Source organism: Palleronia sediminis (assembly GCF_004358695.1).
GTDB lineage: Bacteria > Pseudomonadota > Alphaproteobacteria > Rhodobacterales > Rhodobacteraceae > Palleronia > Palleronia sediminis.
Genome location: NZ_SNAA01000008.1, coordinates 25,774 through 40,344, shown reverse-complemented (window position 1 = coordinate 40,344; position 14,571 = coordinate 25,774). Strand labels below are relative to the sequence as shown.

The 14,571-nt window shown below is 70.3% G+C and carries 14 protein-coding genes; 6 read left to right on the top strand and 8 right to left on the bottom strand.

The genetic code is table 11. The features are described 5' to 3' along the window. The 8 genes from E2L08_RS08520 to E2L08_RS08485 form a co-directional block, all read right to left on the bottom strand. The gene (locus E2L08_RS08520) at positions 1-1,209 is read right to left on the bottom strand and encodes a vWA domain-containing protein (RefSeq protein WP_133396650.1); all 1,209 of its coding nucleotides are present in this window, start codon (positions 1,207-1,209) and stop codon (positions 1-3) included. Then, positions 1,206-2,312, bottom strand: a complete 1,107-nt coding sequence (locus E2L08_RS08515) for an AAA family ATPase (RefSeq protein ID WP_133396649.1) — start codon at positions 2,310-2,312, stop codon at positions 1,206-1,208. The genes E2L08_RS08520 and E2L08_RS08515 overlap by 4 nt, the downstream gene beginning before the upstream one ends. Then, complete coding sequence (locus E2L08_RS08510; RefSeq protein WP_133396648.1) at positions 2,309-3,025, bottom strand: hypothetical protein; 717 nt, start codon at positions 3,023-3,025, stop codon at positions 2,309-2,311. The genes E2L08_RS08515 and E2L08_RS08510 overlap by 4 nt, the downstream gene beginning before the upstream one ends. A gap of 94 nt (positions 3,026-3,119) precedes the next feature. Continuing rightward, positions 3,120-4,397, bottom strand: coding sequence for an FGGY-family carbohydrate kinase (locus E2L08_RS08505; RefSeq protein ID WP_133396647.1), 1,278 nt, complete (start codon positions 4,395-4,397; stop codon positions 3,120-3,122). Continuing rightward, on the bottom strand, positions 4,394-5,350 hold the full coding sequence (locus E2L08_RS08500; RefSeq protein WP_133396646.1) for a class II aldolase/adducin family protein: 957 nt from the start codon (positions 5,348-5,350) through the stop codon (positions 4,394-4,396). The genes E2L08_RS08505 and E2L08_RS08500 overlap by 4 nt, the downstream gene beginning before the upstream one ends. Next, entirely contained in the window at positions 5,343-6,200 is an 858-nt protein-coding gene (locus E2L08_RS08495) for a TIGR01459 family HAD-type hydrolase (protein WP_133396645.1), read from the bottom strand. The genes E2L08_RS08500 and E2L08_RS08495 overlap by 8 nt, the downstream gene beginning before the upstream one ends. Positions 6,201-6,203: 3 nt before the next feature. Continuing rightward, positions 6,204-7,136 carry an N-acyl homoserine lactonase family protein gene (locus E2L08_RS08490; protein ID WP_133396644.1) on the bottom strand — a complete coding sequence of 311 codons (933 nt, stop codon included), beginning with the start codon at positions 7,134-7,136 and terminating at the stop codon, positions 6,204-6,206. Between the two features lie 83 nt (positions 7,137-7,219). Further along, positions 7,220-7,885 (bottom strand): GntR family transcriptional regulator, encoded by a 666-nt coding sequence (locus tag E2L08_RS08485; protein WP_133396643.1) that lies wholly within the window; start codon positions 7,883-7,885, stop codon positions 7,220-7,222. Between the two features lie 119 nt (positions 7,886-8,004). Between E2L08_RS08485 and E2L08_RS08480 the strand changes: the two genes are divergently transcribed. From E2L08_RS08480 to E2L08_RS08455, 6 genes are all read left to right on the top strand, one after another. After that, complete coding sequence (locus tag E2L08_RS08480; protein WP_133396642.1) at positions 8,005-9,090, top strand: ABC transporter ATP-binding protein; 1,086 nt, start codon at positions 8,005-8,007, stop codon at positions 9,088-9,090. A gap of 33 nt (positions 9,091-9,123) precedes the next feature. Continuing rightward, positions 9,124-10,452 (top strand): ABC transporter substrate-binding protein, encoded by a 1,329-nt coding sequence (locus E2L08_RS08475; protein ID WP_133396641.1) that lies wholly within the window; start codon positions 9,124-9,126, stop codon positions 10,450-10,452. A gap of 80 nt (positions 10,453-10,532) precedes the next feature. Continuing rightward, on the top strand, positions 10,533-11,501 hold the full coding sequence (locus E2L08_RS08470; protein WP_240758171.1) for a carbohydrate ABC transporter permease: 969 nt from the start codon (positions 10,533-10,535) through the stop codon (positions 11,499-11,501). 3 nt (positions 11,502-11,504) lie between these two features. Further along, entirely contained in the window at positions 11,505-12,440 is a 936-nt protein-coding gene (locus E2L08_RS08465; RefSeq protein WP_133396640.1) for a carbohydrate ABC transporter permease, read from the top strand. A gap of 4 nt (positions 12,441-12,444) precedes the next feature. Beyond that, positions 12,445-13,575 (top strand): Tm-1-like ATP-binding domain-containing protein, encoded by a 1,131-nt coding sequence (locus E2L08_RS08460; RefSeq protein WP_133396639.1) that lies wholly within the window; start codon positions 12,445-12,447, stop codon positions 13,573-13,575. After that, positions 13,568-14,236: a class II aldolase/adducin family protein gene (locus E2L08_RS08455; protein ID WP_133396638.1), complete on the top strand. Its 669-nt coding sequence runs from the start codon at positions 13,568-13,570 to the stop codon at positions 14,234-14,236. The genes E2L08_RS08460 and E2L08_RS08455 overlap by 8 nt, the downstream gene beginning before the upstream one ends. Positions 14,237-14,571 lie beyond the last annotated feature (335 nt).

The following is a 14,571-nucleotide window of genomic DNA, read 5'->3' as shown; positions in this document are numbered from 1 at the left end:
TCAGCCCGCGATGGCAAGCGCCCGGCCGTAGGGCGGCGGCGGGGCGGGTCGGGGCGTCACCCACAGCACGGGGCAGGCCGGGGGCGGGACCGGCAGCGCGTCGAGATCGGTCAGGATGACCGCGACCGAGGGGCCGAGCGCGCGGCACCGCGCCATGACCGGCCCGTAATCGGTGCCGCCCCCGGTCCTGGGCGCGATCCGGTCCAGCGCGCCGCGATCGCCGGGGTCGATGCGGCGTTCCTCGTGCACGTCCTCGTCGAAGGCCAGCAGCCATGTCTCGGCCGCCATGCGCGCGGCGATGCCGCGGATCTCGGCCGAGAAAAGCGCCAGCGTCGCCTCGTCGACCGAGCTCGAGGTGTCGAGTGCGACGACGATGCGCGGCAGGTGGTCGATCCGCTGGCGCCCCGGCTCGAAGGCCGGTTCGGCCGCACCGCGCGCCCGCGCATCGGCGTGGCGCGCGGCCCAGCGGCCCGAGGGGCGGCGCCAGCTCACGCGGGGCGCCTCGATCAGGGCGCGGGCCAGCAGGCCGCGCAACTGCCGCTCCCACGGGATGCGGGGCGGCGCCATGTCGGCCAGCCGCCCCGCCAGCGCGCCGATCCCGCTGCCCGCGGCGCGCCCGGCGGCCAGCGCGCGTTCGAGGTGAGCAACCCAGGCCTCGGCCTCCTGCGGGGTATCGCCCGCGTCGCCGGGCGCGAGATCGCGCAGAAAGGCGCGCGCCTTGCCGTGATCGCGCGCCTTTTGCCGCGTCGGCGCGTCGCGGTGCAGCCGCAGGGCCAGCGCGTCGGCATCCCATTCGGCCAGCGCCGCGACGGGCGAGACGGCGGGCGCGCCGATCGCGGCCAGAAGCTCGGACAGGCGCAGGGACGGGCGGGGCAGGGGGTGGCCGGCAAGGCCCAGCGTCTCGTTCACGATGGCATCGGCGGCGATCCCGTAGAGATCGGGGTCGAAACCCGGCCCCATCCGTTCGGCCAGCGCCGCCTGCCGGGGGCCGTGGCGCAGCGCGACATGCAGGATGTGATGGGCGGCCATCCCGACCTGTTCGGCCAGCGGCATCAGGTCGAAGCCGGGGCCGTAGCGGATCGTCTCGCCCTCGGTGCGGGTCGGCCCGGTGCCGTCGCGATGGCGGCACCACAGCGCGAGCACGGCGAGCGCGGGATCGGTCTCGCCCAGATGCGCCAGCGCCGGCCCGGCCCGCCGCGCATGGGTCACGGCACACCCATGCCCTGCCGCTCGGCCATGTAGGCGGCATAGGCGGGCGAGCGGGCAAAGGCGTCCTGCCAGCCGCGCTCGAACGCCTTGCGGATCAGCACCTCGAAGCCGAAGCCCGCGAGTTCGGACAGCGGCAAGGCGCGCCGCCCCGCCCCGTCCAGCCCGCGGATGTCGGCGAGGATCTCGATGGTCCGCTCGAGCGTCGGCTCGGAGGCGCGCGCGGCCAGCGCATAGACCAGCGCGGTCAGCCCGTGCAGCGTCTCGGGATACAGCGGCGCGCGGTCGCGGCGCGGCGTGTCCATGAGCGCGTCGAGTTGCAGCGCCGCCTCGATCTCGTCGGCGACGAGGGCGAACTCGGCCGCCGTGGCCGCGCCGATCGTGCCCGCGATCATCACCCCGCGTTGCCGCCGGTCGGGCACGGCCGCGACGATGCGGCTGACGCGGGTCCAGGCGCGCGGCGTGGCCGCGACCGTCTCGCCCCGGCGCAGCGCGGCCTCGGTCGTTTCGAGCAGGTCGGGCCGGGTGCGCAGGAACGCCACCACCGCGGGGTGGATATCGGCGCCGACGGCATAGCGTTCGATCCAGTCGCGGGGATCGGCACGCACCAGCATGTGCACCAGCCTGTCCGACAGCGCGCTGCCCATCTCGTAGGCGATGGCGCCGTCCTCGACCGTGTTGCCCGCGGCGACGACAAAGCTGTCCCCGGGCAGGGAATAGGTGCCGATCCGGCGTTCCTGCAAGAGCCCGTAGACGGTGGGTTGCAGGGTCGGGGCGGCGGCGGTCAGCTCGTCGAGGAACAGGACCGCCGGGCGGCCGTCGTCGCGCGGCAGATCCTCGGGCGGGAACCAGACGGTGCGGCGCGTGTCGTGGTCGTAATAGGGCAGGCCGCGCAGGTCCTGCGGCTCGATCGTGCTGAGCCGCAGGTCGTGCAGACGCGCCCCGTGCCGCGCGGCCAGCGCCTGCACGATCTCGGTCTTGCCGACGCCCGGCCGCCCGTGAAGCATCCATGACGCGGTGAAGCCGCCCTGGCGCTGCGCGGCCCAGCCCGCCTCGAGCGTGTCGAGCGCCTCGCCCGGCGCGACGGTGGCGGCGTTGATCGTCACCGGCCCGCCCCCGCACCGGCAAGCGTCGGTCCGCCCTTGCGGTCGATCCACGCGGCCATGCGTGCGTGACCCGAGACGGCGCGCGCCCCGATCCGCACCTCGCGCAGAAAGCTGTTCTGGCGCAGGTTGACCGCGTGCAGGTCACGCTCGGTCAATTCGGCGTCGAACAGCCCTCGGAACAGGGCCGCGCGGTCGCGGTCGTCGAGATCGAGCAGCCGGGGCGCGGGGCGGTCGGTCTGCACCGAGACCAGCGTGAGCGGGGCGATCCGGACGAGGTCCGATTGCTCGATCACCAGCCGCAGGTCGCCATCCTCGATGCCCTGCCGGGCGGCGATCCCGCGCAGCAGGGCGCGCGCGCGAAAGGCGAGCCGGTCGAGACGGCGCGCGGCCTCGTCCTCGTCCACCTGCGCCTCGCGCCGGTCGGGGCGCAGCCGCAGCAGCCGCATCTCGACCACGCCCAGCACCAGCACCATCGCCAGCGGCGCCTGCGCGATGGGCAGGGCGAGGTGCGGCCAGACCAGCATGGCGACCGCGAAAGGCGCCAGCGCGACGCCGTAGCGCAGCGGCTGCACCTCGAAGATCAGCCGCGCCAGCACCGGCGCCGTGATCCCGCGGCGCGGGATCGGCATGACGCGGCCGAGGATGCGCTTGGGCAGGCCGCGCGTCTCGAGCACGGCGGGATTCCAGAGCGTCTGGCGGGTAAGGACGAACATGACCGGCCTCTTCAAGGCGTTGGTCGCAGAGCAAAGCGAATCCGCGGGGCGGCGGCAAGGCGCGCGATGCCGCACGGGGGGCGGCGGGGGGCGCTCAGCCGCTGCGCAGCGCCAGCATCGCCGCGCCGATGGCGGCCTCGCTGCGGGGGGCAATCTCGACCGGGCGGCCCATGACGCGGGCGCGGATCCGCCGCCATGTCTCGTTGGCCGCGCCGCCGCCCGCGGTGGTGACGACCGCAGGCCGCCCGCCGCCCATCTCGGCGATGGCGTCGTAGCAGGCGGCCTCGATCCGGGCGATCCCCTCGAGCAGACCGTGCAGAAAGGCCGCGTCGTCGTCGGGGCGCGGCTCGGTGCGCGAGGGCAGCGCGGGGTCGTTGGCGGGAAACCGCTCTCCGGGGGCGGGGAGGGGGTAGTAGTCGAGCGGGCTCGGCCGGTCGGGGTCGATCCGGGCCGAAAGCCGCGTCATCTCGGCGGGGGTGAAATGGCGCAGGAGCGCGCCGCCCCCGGTATTCGACGCCCCGCCCACCAGCCAGCCCGGCCCCAGCCTGTGCGCGTAGAGCCCGATCTCGGGGCGGTCGATGCGCCGGGGCACCATCATCTTGATCGCGAGCGTCGTGCCCAGCGACGTGACCGCCGCCCCCGGCGTCGGCGGGGCCGCGGCGATGAAGGCGGCGATGCTGTCGGTGGTGCCCGCATGCACCGTCGCCTCGGGCGACAGGCCGAACCGCGCGGCGATCTCTGGCGCCACGGGCGCGAGCGCGGCGCCCGGCAGGTGGACGCGCGGCAGCAGATGCGCGGGCAGGCCGGTGCGGGCGATCCAGCCGGGCCATGCGCCCGCCTCGGGGTCGTAGCCGGTCTTGAGCGCGTTGTTCGCATCCGAATGACCGCCCCGGCCCATCAGCCGCGCGGCGATGAAATCGGCTTGGTGGAGCAGATGCGCCGCGCGGCCCGCATCCCCCTCGGCCACAAGCCGTAGCGCACGCGCCAGCGCCGAGCCGGGGCCGCGCGCGATATGCGGATCGGGGGCCACGGCGGCGATGCGCGCGGCCTCGTCGGCAAAGCCCCCGGCGGAGTAGAGCAGCGCGCGCGTGACCGGCACGAGCGCCTCGTCGACCAGCACCACGCTGCCCGAGGTGCCGTCGACCGCGATATGCCCGATTTCGTCCGCGCGGTGGCCCGCCGCGGCCAGCGCGGCGATCTGCGCGTCGAGACAGGCGGCGGCGCCGTCCCACCACCCCATCGCGTCGAGCCGGTCGGGATCGGTCGCGGGATAGGCCGCGCGCGCCTCGGACAGCACCCGGCCCGTGCCGTCGATCACCGCCGAGCGGATGCCCGAACTGCCGAGGTCGAGCCCCAGCGCCAGCGCGCTCATGACCGCGCCGCCATGGCCTGGCGGTATTTCTCGGCGTCCCAGTCGAGCAGCGCGGCCTCGGCCGCGGCGCCTATGGCCTCGGGCTCCCAATCGGGGGGCAGGCGGCGCAGCACGTCCGACAGGCAGCGCAACATGGCGCGCTGCGTGGGCGTCGCGTCCGGCGACAGCGCGATCCCGCGCCCCTCGACCAAGGCGGCCGGCGCGCGGGCGGGCCATGTCGGCAGGGCGGGGCCGAGAAAGACGACGTGATCGGGCCAGTAGCTGCCCGCGCGCGCCCGCGCCGCGGCCAGCGCGTCCGCGGCGATCCAGCTTTCGGCAGCCCAGAGCGCGCCTCGGGGCGGGGCGGTATCGGGCGGCGCGGCTGCGGGCCGGGCGGGCAGGGCGAGCCGCGTCTCGACCTCGGCCAAAAGCGCCTCGGCCGCCGCGACGCTGTCGCCCGTGCAGATGAGCCCGTGGTTTTCCAGCAGGTAGACCCGCGTGCCGGGCGCGGCCCGCGCGGCGATCTCTCGGGTCAGCGGCAGGCCCGGCTTGGCATAGGGGACGAACGCCGCGGGCAGACCGGCGAGCTTGTCGCGCGCGGCCGCGCGCCCCGCCGGGGCGATGGCATGGGTCAGCGCGGCTACGGAATGGGTGTGGGCGACGACGCGCTGCGGCAGGATCGCGTGGAACGTCGTCTCGATCGACGGGCGCAGGCCCCCGGTCGGGTCCTCGAGCGCCGCGCGGCAGGTGCCGTCGCCCATCCCGCCCGCCTCGTTGCGGGCGCGGTCGAGATCGACGGCGACGAAGATGTCGCGCGCCTCGGCCTCGGCCAGCTCGGTGCCCGAGGCCTTGATCCACATGGTGCCGCCTTGCTTGATCGAGGTGTTGCCCCCCGCCCCCTGCACCTGCAACGGATCGCGCCCCAGCCGCGCCGAAAGCGCGCGAAAGGCGGTGAAATCGGCGGTGTCACGCATGGCGGGCTCCGATCGTGTCGAGGATGAAATCGGGCAGCGGCGCCCTCTGCTCGGCAAAGAGACGGTGGAGCACGCGCGGATCGACGGCCCGCCCGAGTGCCGCGCGGTGCAGGCCCCCGCGCACGAAGACGCTGGACCAGCCCGCGGCGGCCGCGCCCGCGATGTCGTGCTCGGGGCTGTCGCCGACCATCAGGAGCCGCGCGGGCGGCAGGTCGAGCGCGGCGGCCACCGCCTCGAACACCGGCGGGTGGGGCTTGCCGTAGAACCGCACCGTGCCGCCGCGCCGGGCGAGGTCATGGGCCAGCGCGCCGGGCGAGACCACCGTGGCCCCGTCCGCACGGGGCGAGGCGCGGTCGGGATTGGTGCAATGGACCGTCAGGCCGCGCGCCGTGGCCGCGTCGAGCAGGGAAGCGACCGGGGCGGGGTCGGCATCGTCGGGCAACCCCATGAGCAGTACCGCATCGGCCCCGGCGAGATCGGGGGCGAGCGTGACGGGCAGCCCTTCGCAAAAGGCGCGGGCATCACCCGGCGCGCGCTCGATCGGGAACAGGCGATGCGCGGTGACGCGGCCCTGGGCGATGTCGCGCCAAAGCGCCTCGCCCGAGGTCATCACCGTCTCGAACAGCCCGTTCGGAAAGCCCATGGCCGCGATCCGGTCGGCGTTCGGCCCGGCGCGCTTGCCCGAATTGGACAGAACCGCCAGCCGCGTGCCGCGCGCGGCCAGCGCGCGCAGCGCATCGACGGCGCCGGGATAGGGCGTGCGGCCGTCATGCAGCACGCCCCATTGATCGAGCACGACGGCGCCGAAGCCGTCCGCCACCTCGGCCAGCGAAGCGATGGCCCGCGCCATGGCTCAGGTCGGGTCGGGCGTCGGCGGCACGAGCGAGGCGATATAGCGCTCGGCCTCCTGCCGGGTCATGGGCGGGGCGGATTTCTCGGCGGTGCCGGGGGGCATGTCGCCGAAATAGAACTGGTAGCCGGGGATCACCTGCCGCCGCTTGCGGATCGGCATGCCCTCGTAGGGGAACACGTCCGAGCGTTCGTTGGCCGCGGCGTCGTGGCAGGCCAGCACGTAATCGGCGCGCTTGTCGATCTCTTCGACCGATTTCCAGCCCTCGTAGCTGTTGACGAAGCGCGCGGGCACCCAGTGGCGCCAGCCCTCGTCGGGGTTCGGCTCGAGGTTGCGCTCCTGAAAGATGGCGTCGCCCGCGATGACGATATCGCCCGCGCTTGTGGCCACGGTCACGGCCATGTGGCCGACCGAATGGCCCGGCGTGTGGAACATGGTGATGCCCGGAAGCACCTCGCATTCGTCGTCCACCGCCTCGAAAACGCAGCCCGCATAGGCCGGTTCGATCCCGAGATAGCCGCTTTCATAGGTGCGGTAGTAGAGCGGCAGCGGGTTGAAGGCCATCTCGATCTCGGCGCGGGGCGCGATGTAGCGGGCGTTCCTGAACTGCTTCATGTTCTGGACATGGTCCCAGTGCAGATGCGTGAACACGATGGCGTCGATCTCGTCGGGATGCACGCCGAGCTTCTGTTCCAGGTGCTCGTGGACCTGGAGACAGCCGCGCTTGTCGCATTTGTGGTGATATTTCGTCGCCCGTTCCTCGTCGCAGAGGCCGGTGTCGATCAGGATCTTGTGGGTGCCGGTGTCGACATAGTGGCAATAGACCGGGTTCCAGATCTTCTTGCCGGCCGGACCCTTCCAGAAGACATATGTTCCGAGATCCGCCTCGAGCCAGCCGGTATTGATCGGGTAGATCCGGGTTTCTGCGACACCCATGGCGCCCTCCGCTTGCGTGATTCCTGTTTGCATACAAAGTCACGCATTTGCATACGGGTGCAAGCGAAAACGCGTGGCAGGGGTCAGTTCGCGGCGAGCGTCTGGAGGAACGAGGCCGTCATATGGGCGCGCATCCCGTCCGACGCGGTCTTTGAATCCTCGGAGAATATGCCGGCGATGAGGGTCTCGTGGCTGCGGGCCGAGGCGATCATGTCGGCCTTTCCGGCGAACCTCTTGGCCCGGAACGGGCCGGTGCGGTGGCGGAACTCGGCCGCGATCTCGGCGAGATAGGGGTTGCCCGTCGCCTTGTAGATCGCCTGGTGAAACGCCTCGTTGGCGCGCAGGTAGAGTTGCAGGTCGCCGGTCTCGGCGGCGGCCTCGCACTGGCGCTGCGCGGCCTCGATCTCGGCCCGGCTGAGCAGCGACAGGCGTTGCGCGGCGACGCGGGCGCAGGCGGCCTCGATCTCGTGCATGGCCTCGAAGATCTGGGCGAGTTCCTCGCGCGTGTATTCGGCGACGCGGACGCCGCGCTTTTCGCCCGGAACGAGGATGCCCTGTGCCGTCAACCGCGACAGCGCCTCGCGGACCGGGGTGCGCGAGACGCCGAACCGTTCCGTTAGGCGCATCTCGTCGAGCCGTTCGCCCGGTGCCAGCGCGCCGGCGGCGATATCGTCGCGGAGCGCCGTCTCGATGCGCGCGACGGTCGATCCGCGCGATCCGTCGCCGCCCGGCTGTCGTGCCTTGTCCATGCCGATCCCTTGTCGAATGCGTGTTCCGTCATAGCAGCCATTTTGTCGCCGCGCAATTTTGGATATTTACTTCCGGTTTTGTATGCAGAAAGCTGCCAGTGCCTTGGGGAGAGGATTCGATGCCGTCAATCCAGCTTCAGCGTCTCGTCAAACGGTATGGCGGTCTCGAGGTGCTGCACGGCATCGACCTCGACATGGCCGAGAACGAGTTCACCGTTCTGGTCGGCCCTTCGGGCTGCGGCAAGTCGACGACGCTGCGGATGCTGGCGGGGCTCGAATCGGTGTCGGACGGGGATATCGTCGTCGACGGACGCTCCATCGCGCATCTCGACCCCAAGGATCGCGACATCGCGATGGTGTTCCAGGATTACGCGCTCTACCCGCATATGAACGTCGCGCGGAACATGTCGTTCAGCCTGCGGCTCAAGAAACGGCCCAGGGACGAGATCGACCGCAAGGTGCGCGCCACGGCCGAGATGCTGGGTCTCACGCCCTATCTCGACCGCAAGCCCGGCGAGCTGTCGGGCGGGCAGCGCCAGCGCGTCGCCATGGGCCGCGCCCTGTGCCGCGATGCGGGGATATTCCTGTTCGACGAGCCCCTGTCGAACCTCGACGCCAAGCTGCGCGGCCAGATGCGGGCCGAGCTGGCGATGATGCGCCAGAGCGTGCGCAAGAACATGGTCTACGTCACACACGACCAGATCGAGGCGATGACGCTGGCCGATCGCATCGTGGTGATGAATGGCGGCCATATCCAGCAGCAGGGCACCCCGTCCGAGCTGTTCCGCCGCCCCGTCAACCGGTTCGTGGCGGGCTTTCTCGGGTCGCCGCCGATGAATTTCCTCGAGGCCGAGCTGGTCGACGATGGGGGGCTGCACGCGCGGGGGGCGGGGTTCTCGCTGCGCCTGCCCGAGGATATCGTGACCCGCGCGCGCAAGCTCGGCGGCGGGCGGGCGACGCTGGGTATCCGGCCGTCGGACCTGGAATACGCGCCCGAGGCGGCGCCCGACCGCGCGCTCGATCTGCGGGTGATCGTGTCGGAATATATCGGCGCCCAATCGGTGCTGATCTGCGATTGCGGCGGCACGCGGGTCACGGTCGAGATCAAGTCCGAGACCCCGATCGCGCTGGGCGAAACGCTGCGTTTCGCCGCCCGTCCCGAGGGGCTGCACCTGTTCGACCCCGAAACCGAAAGGGCGATCTGAACGCCCGAGACGCATTTCAACTGGGAGGAAACCATGCTGAAACTCATGTCGACAACGGCCATCGCCGCGACGATGGCCACCGCCGGAGCCGTATCGGCGCAGGAGGGGCCTTATGCGCCCTACGAGGGGACCACGCTTGTCGTGAACTTCCCCGCGCATCCGCATTACGACGCGGTGATGGAGGTTCTGCCCCGATTCACCGAGGAAACCGGCATCGAGGTCGAGGTGGACATGCTGCCCTATCTCGACATGCGCGAGCGCCAGACGCTCGAGCTGTCGCTGGACGAGGGGGCATACGACCTGATCTCCTACGTGGTCTTTTCCAAGGCCGATTACGTCTATGCCGACCAGATCGAGCCGCTGGCGCGGTTCTTCATGAACCCGGCGCTGTCGGATCCCGATTACAACCCCGAGGGGCTGATCGACGGCTATTTGCAGAATATCGGTGTCGCGGGCGGCGAAAAGGGCTACCTGCCGGGGCCGACCGGGTCGCTGTTCGGGCTGCCCTTCGGCTCGGAAACCTCGGTTCTGTATTACCGCAAGGACATCTTCGACAAGCACGGGCTCGAGGTGCCCGAGGATTACGACGCGCTGCTCGACCTGGCCTGCCGCATCCCCGAGCTCGAAGAGGGCATGGGCGGCATCGCCAGCCGCGCGGCCTCGGGGCATCAGGCGAGCCATGCGTTCCTGCTGCACCTTGCGCCGCTGGGCGGGCGGGTCTTCGACGACAACTGGGAGCCGATCATCAACAACGAGGCCGGTGTCGAGGCGGCCAACGCGCTCAAGACCATCGTGGATTGCGGCCCCGAAGGGTCGTCGGCCTTCGGCCCGTCCGAGGCGGCCAACGCATTCGCGCAGGGGCAGGCGGCGATGTTTCTGGACTCGATCGCCTTTGCCTCGACCTTCGAGGATGAAAGCCGCAGTACGGTCGCGGGCAATGTCGGCTACGCGGCCCATCCGGGCGGCGTGATCCGCGCCAGCCAGACCGGCGGGTTCGGCCTCGCCATCCCGAAGAACGCCGAGAACCCCGAGGCCGCGTTCCTGCTGATGCAGTGGCTCACCTCGGAAGAGGGCGATCTGGCCGTCGCCATGGCGGGCGGGAACCCGTCGCGGTTCTCGACCTACCAGAACGAGGAGCTGAACGCGAAATACCCCTGGTCGGCCACCTTTGGCGAGGCGCTGGAATACGCCGATCCCGACTGGCGCCCGATCATCCCCGCCTGGGGCCGGATCAACGCCGATATCGGCACCACGATGAGCCAGGTCCTGACCGAGGATCTCGACGTGCAGGAGGCGCTCGACGGCGTGGCCGAGCGCACCCGCGCGCTGATGGAGGAAGAGGGCTATTACCTCTGGAAGTAACGCGCGCCCAAGGCCCGCCCCCCGTTCGCGGGGGCGGGCCCGACCCCGGTTTTTTCCGTTCCCTTGCGAGTATGTCCCCGATGGCGCGCCCCACCAGCCCCCGCCTGACCGCGAATGCCGCCGCGCCCCTGCGCCGTCGCGCCCCCATGCTGAACCGGTTGACGCCCTACCTGTTCGTCGCGCCGGCGGCGGTGGTCATGCTGCTCGCGCTGTTCTACCCGATCGGCTACATGATCTGGGGCAGTTTCCGCGACTGGGACCCGTCGCAATCGCTGTCCGAGACCGAGTTCGTGGGGCTGGCCAACTATGCCAAGCTGCTGGCCGACCCGGCATTCCACGAGAGTTTCTGGGTCACGATGGTCTTTGCCTTCAGCGTCGTGGCCGTCGAGATGGTGCTGGGCGTCGGGCTGGCGCTGATGCTCGACCGCGAATTGCGCGGCATGTCGGTGCTGCGCACGCTGTTCATCCTGCCCATGATGATCGCGCCCGTCGTGGTGGGGCTGGTCTGGCGCTACATGTTCCACCAGACCTACGGCACGTTCAACCGCGCGCTCGAGGCGGTGGGCCTGCCGGATGTGAACTGGCTGGGGCAGCATCCGCTTCTGTCCGTCATCATCGCCGATATCTGGCAATGGACGCCCTTCATCTTCATCCTGTCGCTGGCCGCGCTGCAATCGCTGCCGCGCTCGGCGCTCGAGGCGGCGCGGATCGACGGCGCGACCGGCTGGCAGCAGATCGTGCATATCAAGCTGCCGCTGATGGCGCCGGTGCTGATCGTGACCATGCTGTTGCGCCTGATCGACGCCTTCAAGGTGCTCGAGGTGATCCTCGTGCTCACGGGCGGCGGGCCGGGCCTCTCGACCGAGATCCTGGCGCTGCGCATCGCGCGCACCGCGCGCGAGTTCCGCGAGCTGGGCGAGGCGGCGGCGATGTCGAACTACCTGCTGATGCTTCTGATGGTGCTGACGCTGGGCATGTTCGCCTTTACCCGGTTCCAGGAGGCCCGCGCACGGCGCCTGCGTTTCGCGGCCGAGCAGGAGGAGGGCTGAGCCATGGCCAGCGCCGCGCGCCCCCGCGCCAACCCCGCATTCTACGCGCTGATCGCGCTGCTGATCTTCATGTCGATCGGGCCGGTCCTGCTGCTTCTGGTCAATTCGCTGAAACTCGACGTGGATATCACCTCGGGGGCGGGGGGTCTGCTTTTCATGCCCACGATCCGCAATTACGAGACCGCGCTTTGCGACATCCTGTGGTACGAGCCCGAGCATCTGCGGTTCTGCCAGATCCGGTTCGGCGGCGCCTTCGTCAACTCGATCATCATCGCGCTGGTCTCGACCGCGCTGACGCTGGTGATGGGTTGCATGGCCGCCTATGCGCTGGTGCGGTTCCGCTTCATGGGGCGCGACAGCCTGTCGCTTTCGACGCTGGCGGTTCGGATGATCCCGCCCGCCGTGCTTCTGGTGCCGGTGTTCGGGCTGTGGAACAACGCCTTCTGCCTCGATAACGATTACGGGCTGGGCGCGTGGTGGCGCGACACGTTCGGCGGGCGGGGCGATGTGTGCCTTGCCGGGACGCATGGCGGCATCATCCTGATCTATGTCGCGATGAACCTGCCCTTCGTCATCTGGATTTTGCAAAGCTTCATCGTGCAGGTGCCCCGCTCGCTCGAAGAGGCGGCGCGCGTCGATGGCGCCGGGCCGTTCCAGACATTCTTCATCGTGGTGCTGCCGCTCATAAAGCCGGGCCTCGCGGCAGCCTCGATCTTTACCTTCCGCATCGCCTGGAACGAGTACCTGCTGGCCTCGGCGCTGGCCGACCGCGACACGATGACCGTGCCGATCCTGATCGTGAACAACGCCTCCGAGTTCGACGGGCTGGGCACGATCTTTGCCACCGGGATGCTGCTGGCGATCCCGCCGATCCTGTTCACGCTTTTCGCCTCGCGCCAGATCATCACCGGGATGACCGCGGGCGCGGTCAAGGGCTGACGCCGTGGCGCGCGTGCTGCTGATGGGCACCCTCCAGACCAAGCGCGACGCGCTGGAATCGCTCGGCCGCGCGCTCGAGGCGCATGGGCTGACGGTCGAGATGATCGACCTCTCGCTCGAGACCGGGCCGGGGCGGGTGTCGGGCGCCGAAAAGGTCGCGCTGATGCAGGCCCGCGCGGCCGAGGCGGCGGCGCGGATCGCGCCGCGCTGCACCGATTGCGTAGCCGCGGTCGGCATGGGCGGCGGCACCGGGGCCGAGATCGTCATGGGGGCGCTGCGCGGGCTGCCCGCGACCTATCCCAAGATCCTCGTCAGCACGCTGCCCTTCGACCCGCGCCCGATGCTGGCCGATTGCGCGATCACGCTGATCCCGACGCTCTGCGACATCGAGGGCGCGAACGCGATGCTCGACCAGGTCTACGAGAACACCGCCGCCGCCGTGGCGGGGCTGGCGCGGGCGCGGCCGGTGCCGCGGTCGGGCCGGCGGTCGGTCGTTCTGACCACGCTGGGGGCCACGGGCGGGGCGGGCACGGCCGCGGTCGAGGCGCTCAAGCGTGCGGGGCTCGAGCCGGTCGTGTTTCATGCCAACGGCTTCGGCGGCGCGGCCATGGCGCGGTTCCTGGCCGAGGACGGCGCCGATGGCGTCATCGACCTGACCACGCACGAGCTGAACCGTATCGCCATCGCGGGCGATCACGTGGCGATGCCCGGCCGGTTCTCGGCTGCGCGCGCCCTGCCGCGCGTGGTGTTGCCGGGGGGGTTGAACTTTCTCGGGCTGGGCGCCTGCGACACCGTCGCGCCGGGGCATCTTGCCCGTCCGCATTATCGCCATACCGGCCAGTTCACCCATGTGAAGCTTACCCCCGACGAGATGGCGGCGCAGGCCGCGCGGCTGGCGGACGAGCTGAACCGTTCGACCGCGCCCTGCCACGTGATCCTGCCCATGGGCGGGTTCAGCCACGAGGATGCGCCGGGCGGCGCCATCGAGGATGCGGGGCTGCGCGCGATCCTGGCCGAGGGGCTGGAGCGGGCGGCCCGACGCTTCACCACCGCGCGGATGGACGCCCATATCAACGATCCCGCCGTGGCGCGTGCCGCGGTCGAGGCCCTCACCGAAAGGATGCGAGATGACTGACCGTTCCGACCTGCATGACAAGATGGATGCGCTGATCGCCACCGCGCGGCGCTGTTTCGAGGTGGGGTTGCAGACCAATGCGGGGGGCAACCTGTCGGTGCGGCTCGATGCGCGCGATGCCATCGTCATCAAGCCCTCGGGCGTCGGGTTCGCGGAATGCAGTCGCGAGAACCTCCAGGTGGTCGGGCTGGACGGACGGATCGCGACGACGGGCGGCGGGCTCAAGCCGTCCAAGGATCTCGATTTCCACCTCGAACTCTACCGCATCCGCGAGGATATCAACGCCATCGTGCATTGCCACAGCCCCTGGGCCACCGGCTATGCCAGCGCCGGCATCGAGATCCCGTGCCTGACGGTGCAGACCATCGAAAAGATCGGGCGGATGCCGCTGATCCCGCTTTCGGCCAATGGCGGGCCGCAGACCGAGACCGAGATCGGCCCGGTCTTTCGCGATCCCGCGATCCGCGCGGCGGTGCTGGCCAATCACGGCACGATCGGGGTCGGCCCGACCCTGATGGCGGCGCAATACCTGGCCGAGATCATCGAGGAGACCGCCCATATCGCCTATGTGCGCGACACGCTGCTGGCCGCGCGCGGCATGGCGGCGGCGGATGTGCCGCGTTTCGGCACGGCCGCCCAAGAGCGCGCAGAGGTGGGCTAAGGGACTAGCGGCGCGCCGCGTGTCGGATTGCTGTCGGGAAACTGGTTGGGGTGGTAGGATTCTATGCTAACTGATTGACATGTATATTAAATATGGGCGATTAGAGGATATGGTGTCAAGTCGGGTGTGAGCAAAGCGCTCAAAGTGCACCAGTCGGTGACCTCCTGAGAACCTCAAGTTTGGCGTGTCTCCAGTTTTTCCGCGCAAGACCACATTGCGCGGAATTGGTAGGATCATTGTGGGGGTCCTTATCTCGGGCGACTGGAAAGACAGACACGCCATCGCGGAGGTTGAGCTTAAAAAGCAGGCTGAATCCGGGTTTGGCGATATAACAC

What these genes read in the sequence shown, in the direction of transcription:
- E2L08_RS08510 (WP_133396648.1), bottom strand. Translation starts at nt 3,025, where the DNA reads ATGTTCGTCCTTACCCGCCAGACGCTCTGGAATCCCGCCGTGCTCGAG.
- E2L08_RS08505 (WP_133396647.1), bottom strand. Translation starts at nt 4,397, where the DNA reads ATGAGCGCGCTGGCGCTGGGGCTCGACCTCGGCAGTTCGGGCATCCGC.
- E2L08_RS08500 (WP_133396646.1), bottom strand. Translation starts at nt 5,350, where the DNA reads ATGCGTGACACCGCCGATTTCACCGCCTTTCGCGCGCTTTCGGCGCGG.
- E2L08_RS08495 (WP_133396645.1), bottom strand. Translation starts at nt 6,200, where the DNA reads ATGGCGCGGGCCATCGCTTCGCTGGCCGAGGTGGCGGACGGCTTCGGC.
- E2L08_RS08490 (WP_133396644.1), bottom strand. Translation starts at nt 7,136, where the DNA reads ATGGGTGTCGCAGAAACCCGGATCTACCCGATCAATACCGGCTGGCTC.
- E2L08_RS08485 (WP_133396643.1), bottom strand. Translation starts at nt 7,885, where the DNA reads ATGGACAAGGCACGACAGCCGGGCGGCGACGGATCGCGCGGATCGACC.
- E2L08_RS08480 (WP_133396642.1), top strand. Translation starts at nt 8,005, where the DNA reads ATGCCGTCAATCCAGCTTCAGCGTCTCGTCAAACGGTATGGCGGTCTC.
- E2L08_RS08475 (WP_133396641.1), top strand. Translation starts at nt 9,124, where the DNA reads ATGCTGAAACTCATGTCGACAACGGCCATCGCCGCGACGATGGCCACC.
- E2L08_RS08470 (WP_240758171.1), top strand. Translation starts at nt 10,533, where the DNA reads ATGGCGCGCCCCACCAGCCCCCGCCTGACCGCGAATGCCGCCGCGCCC.
- E2L08_RS08465 (WP_133396640.1), top strand. Translation starts at nt 11,505, where the DNA reads ATGGCCAGCGCCGCGCGCCCCCGCGCCAACCCCGCATTCTACGCGCTG.
- E2L08_RS08455 (WP_133396638.1), top strand. Translation starts at nt 13,568, where the DNA reads ATGACTGACCGTTCCGACCTGCATGACAAGATGGATGCGCTGATCGCC.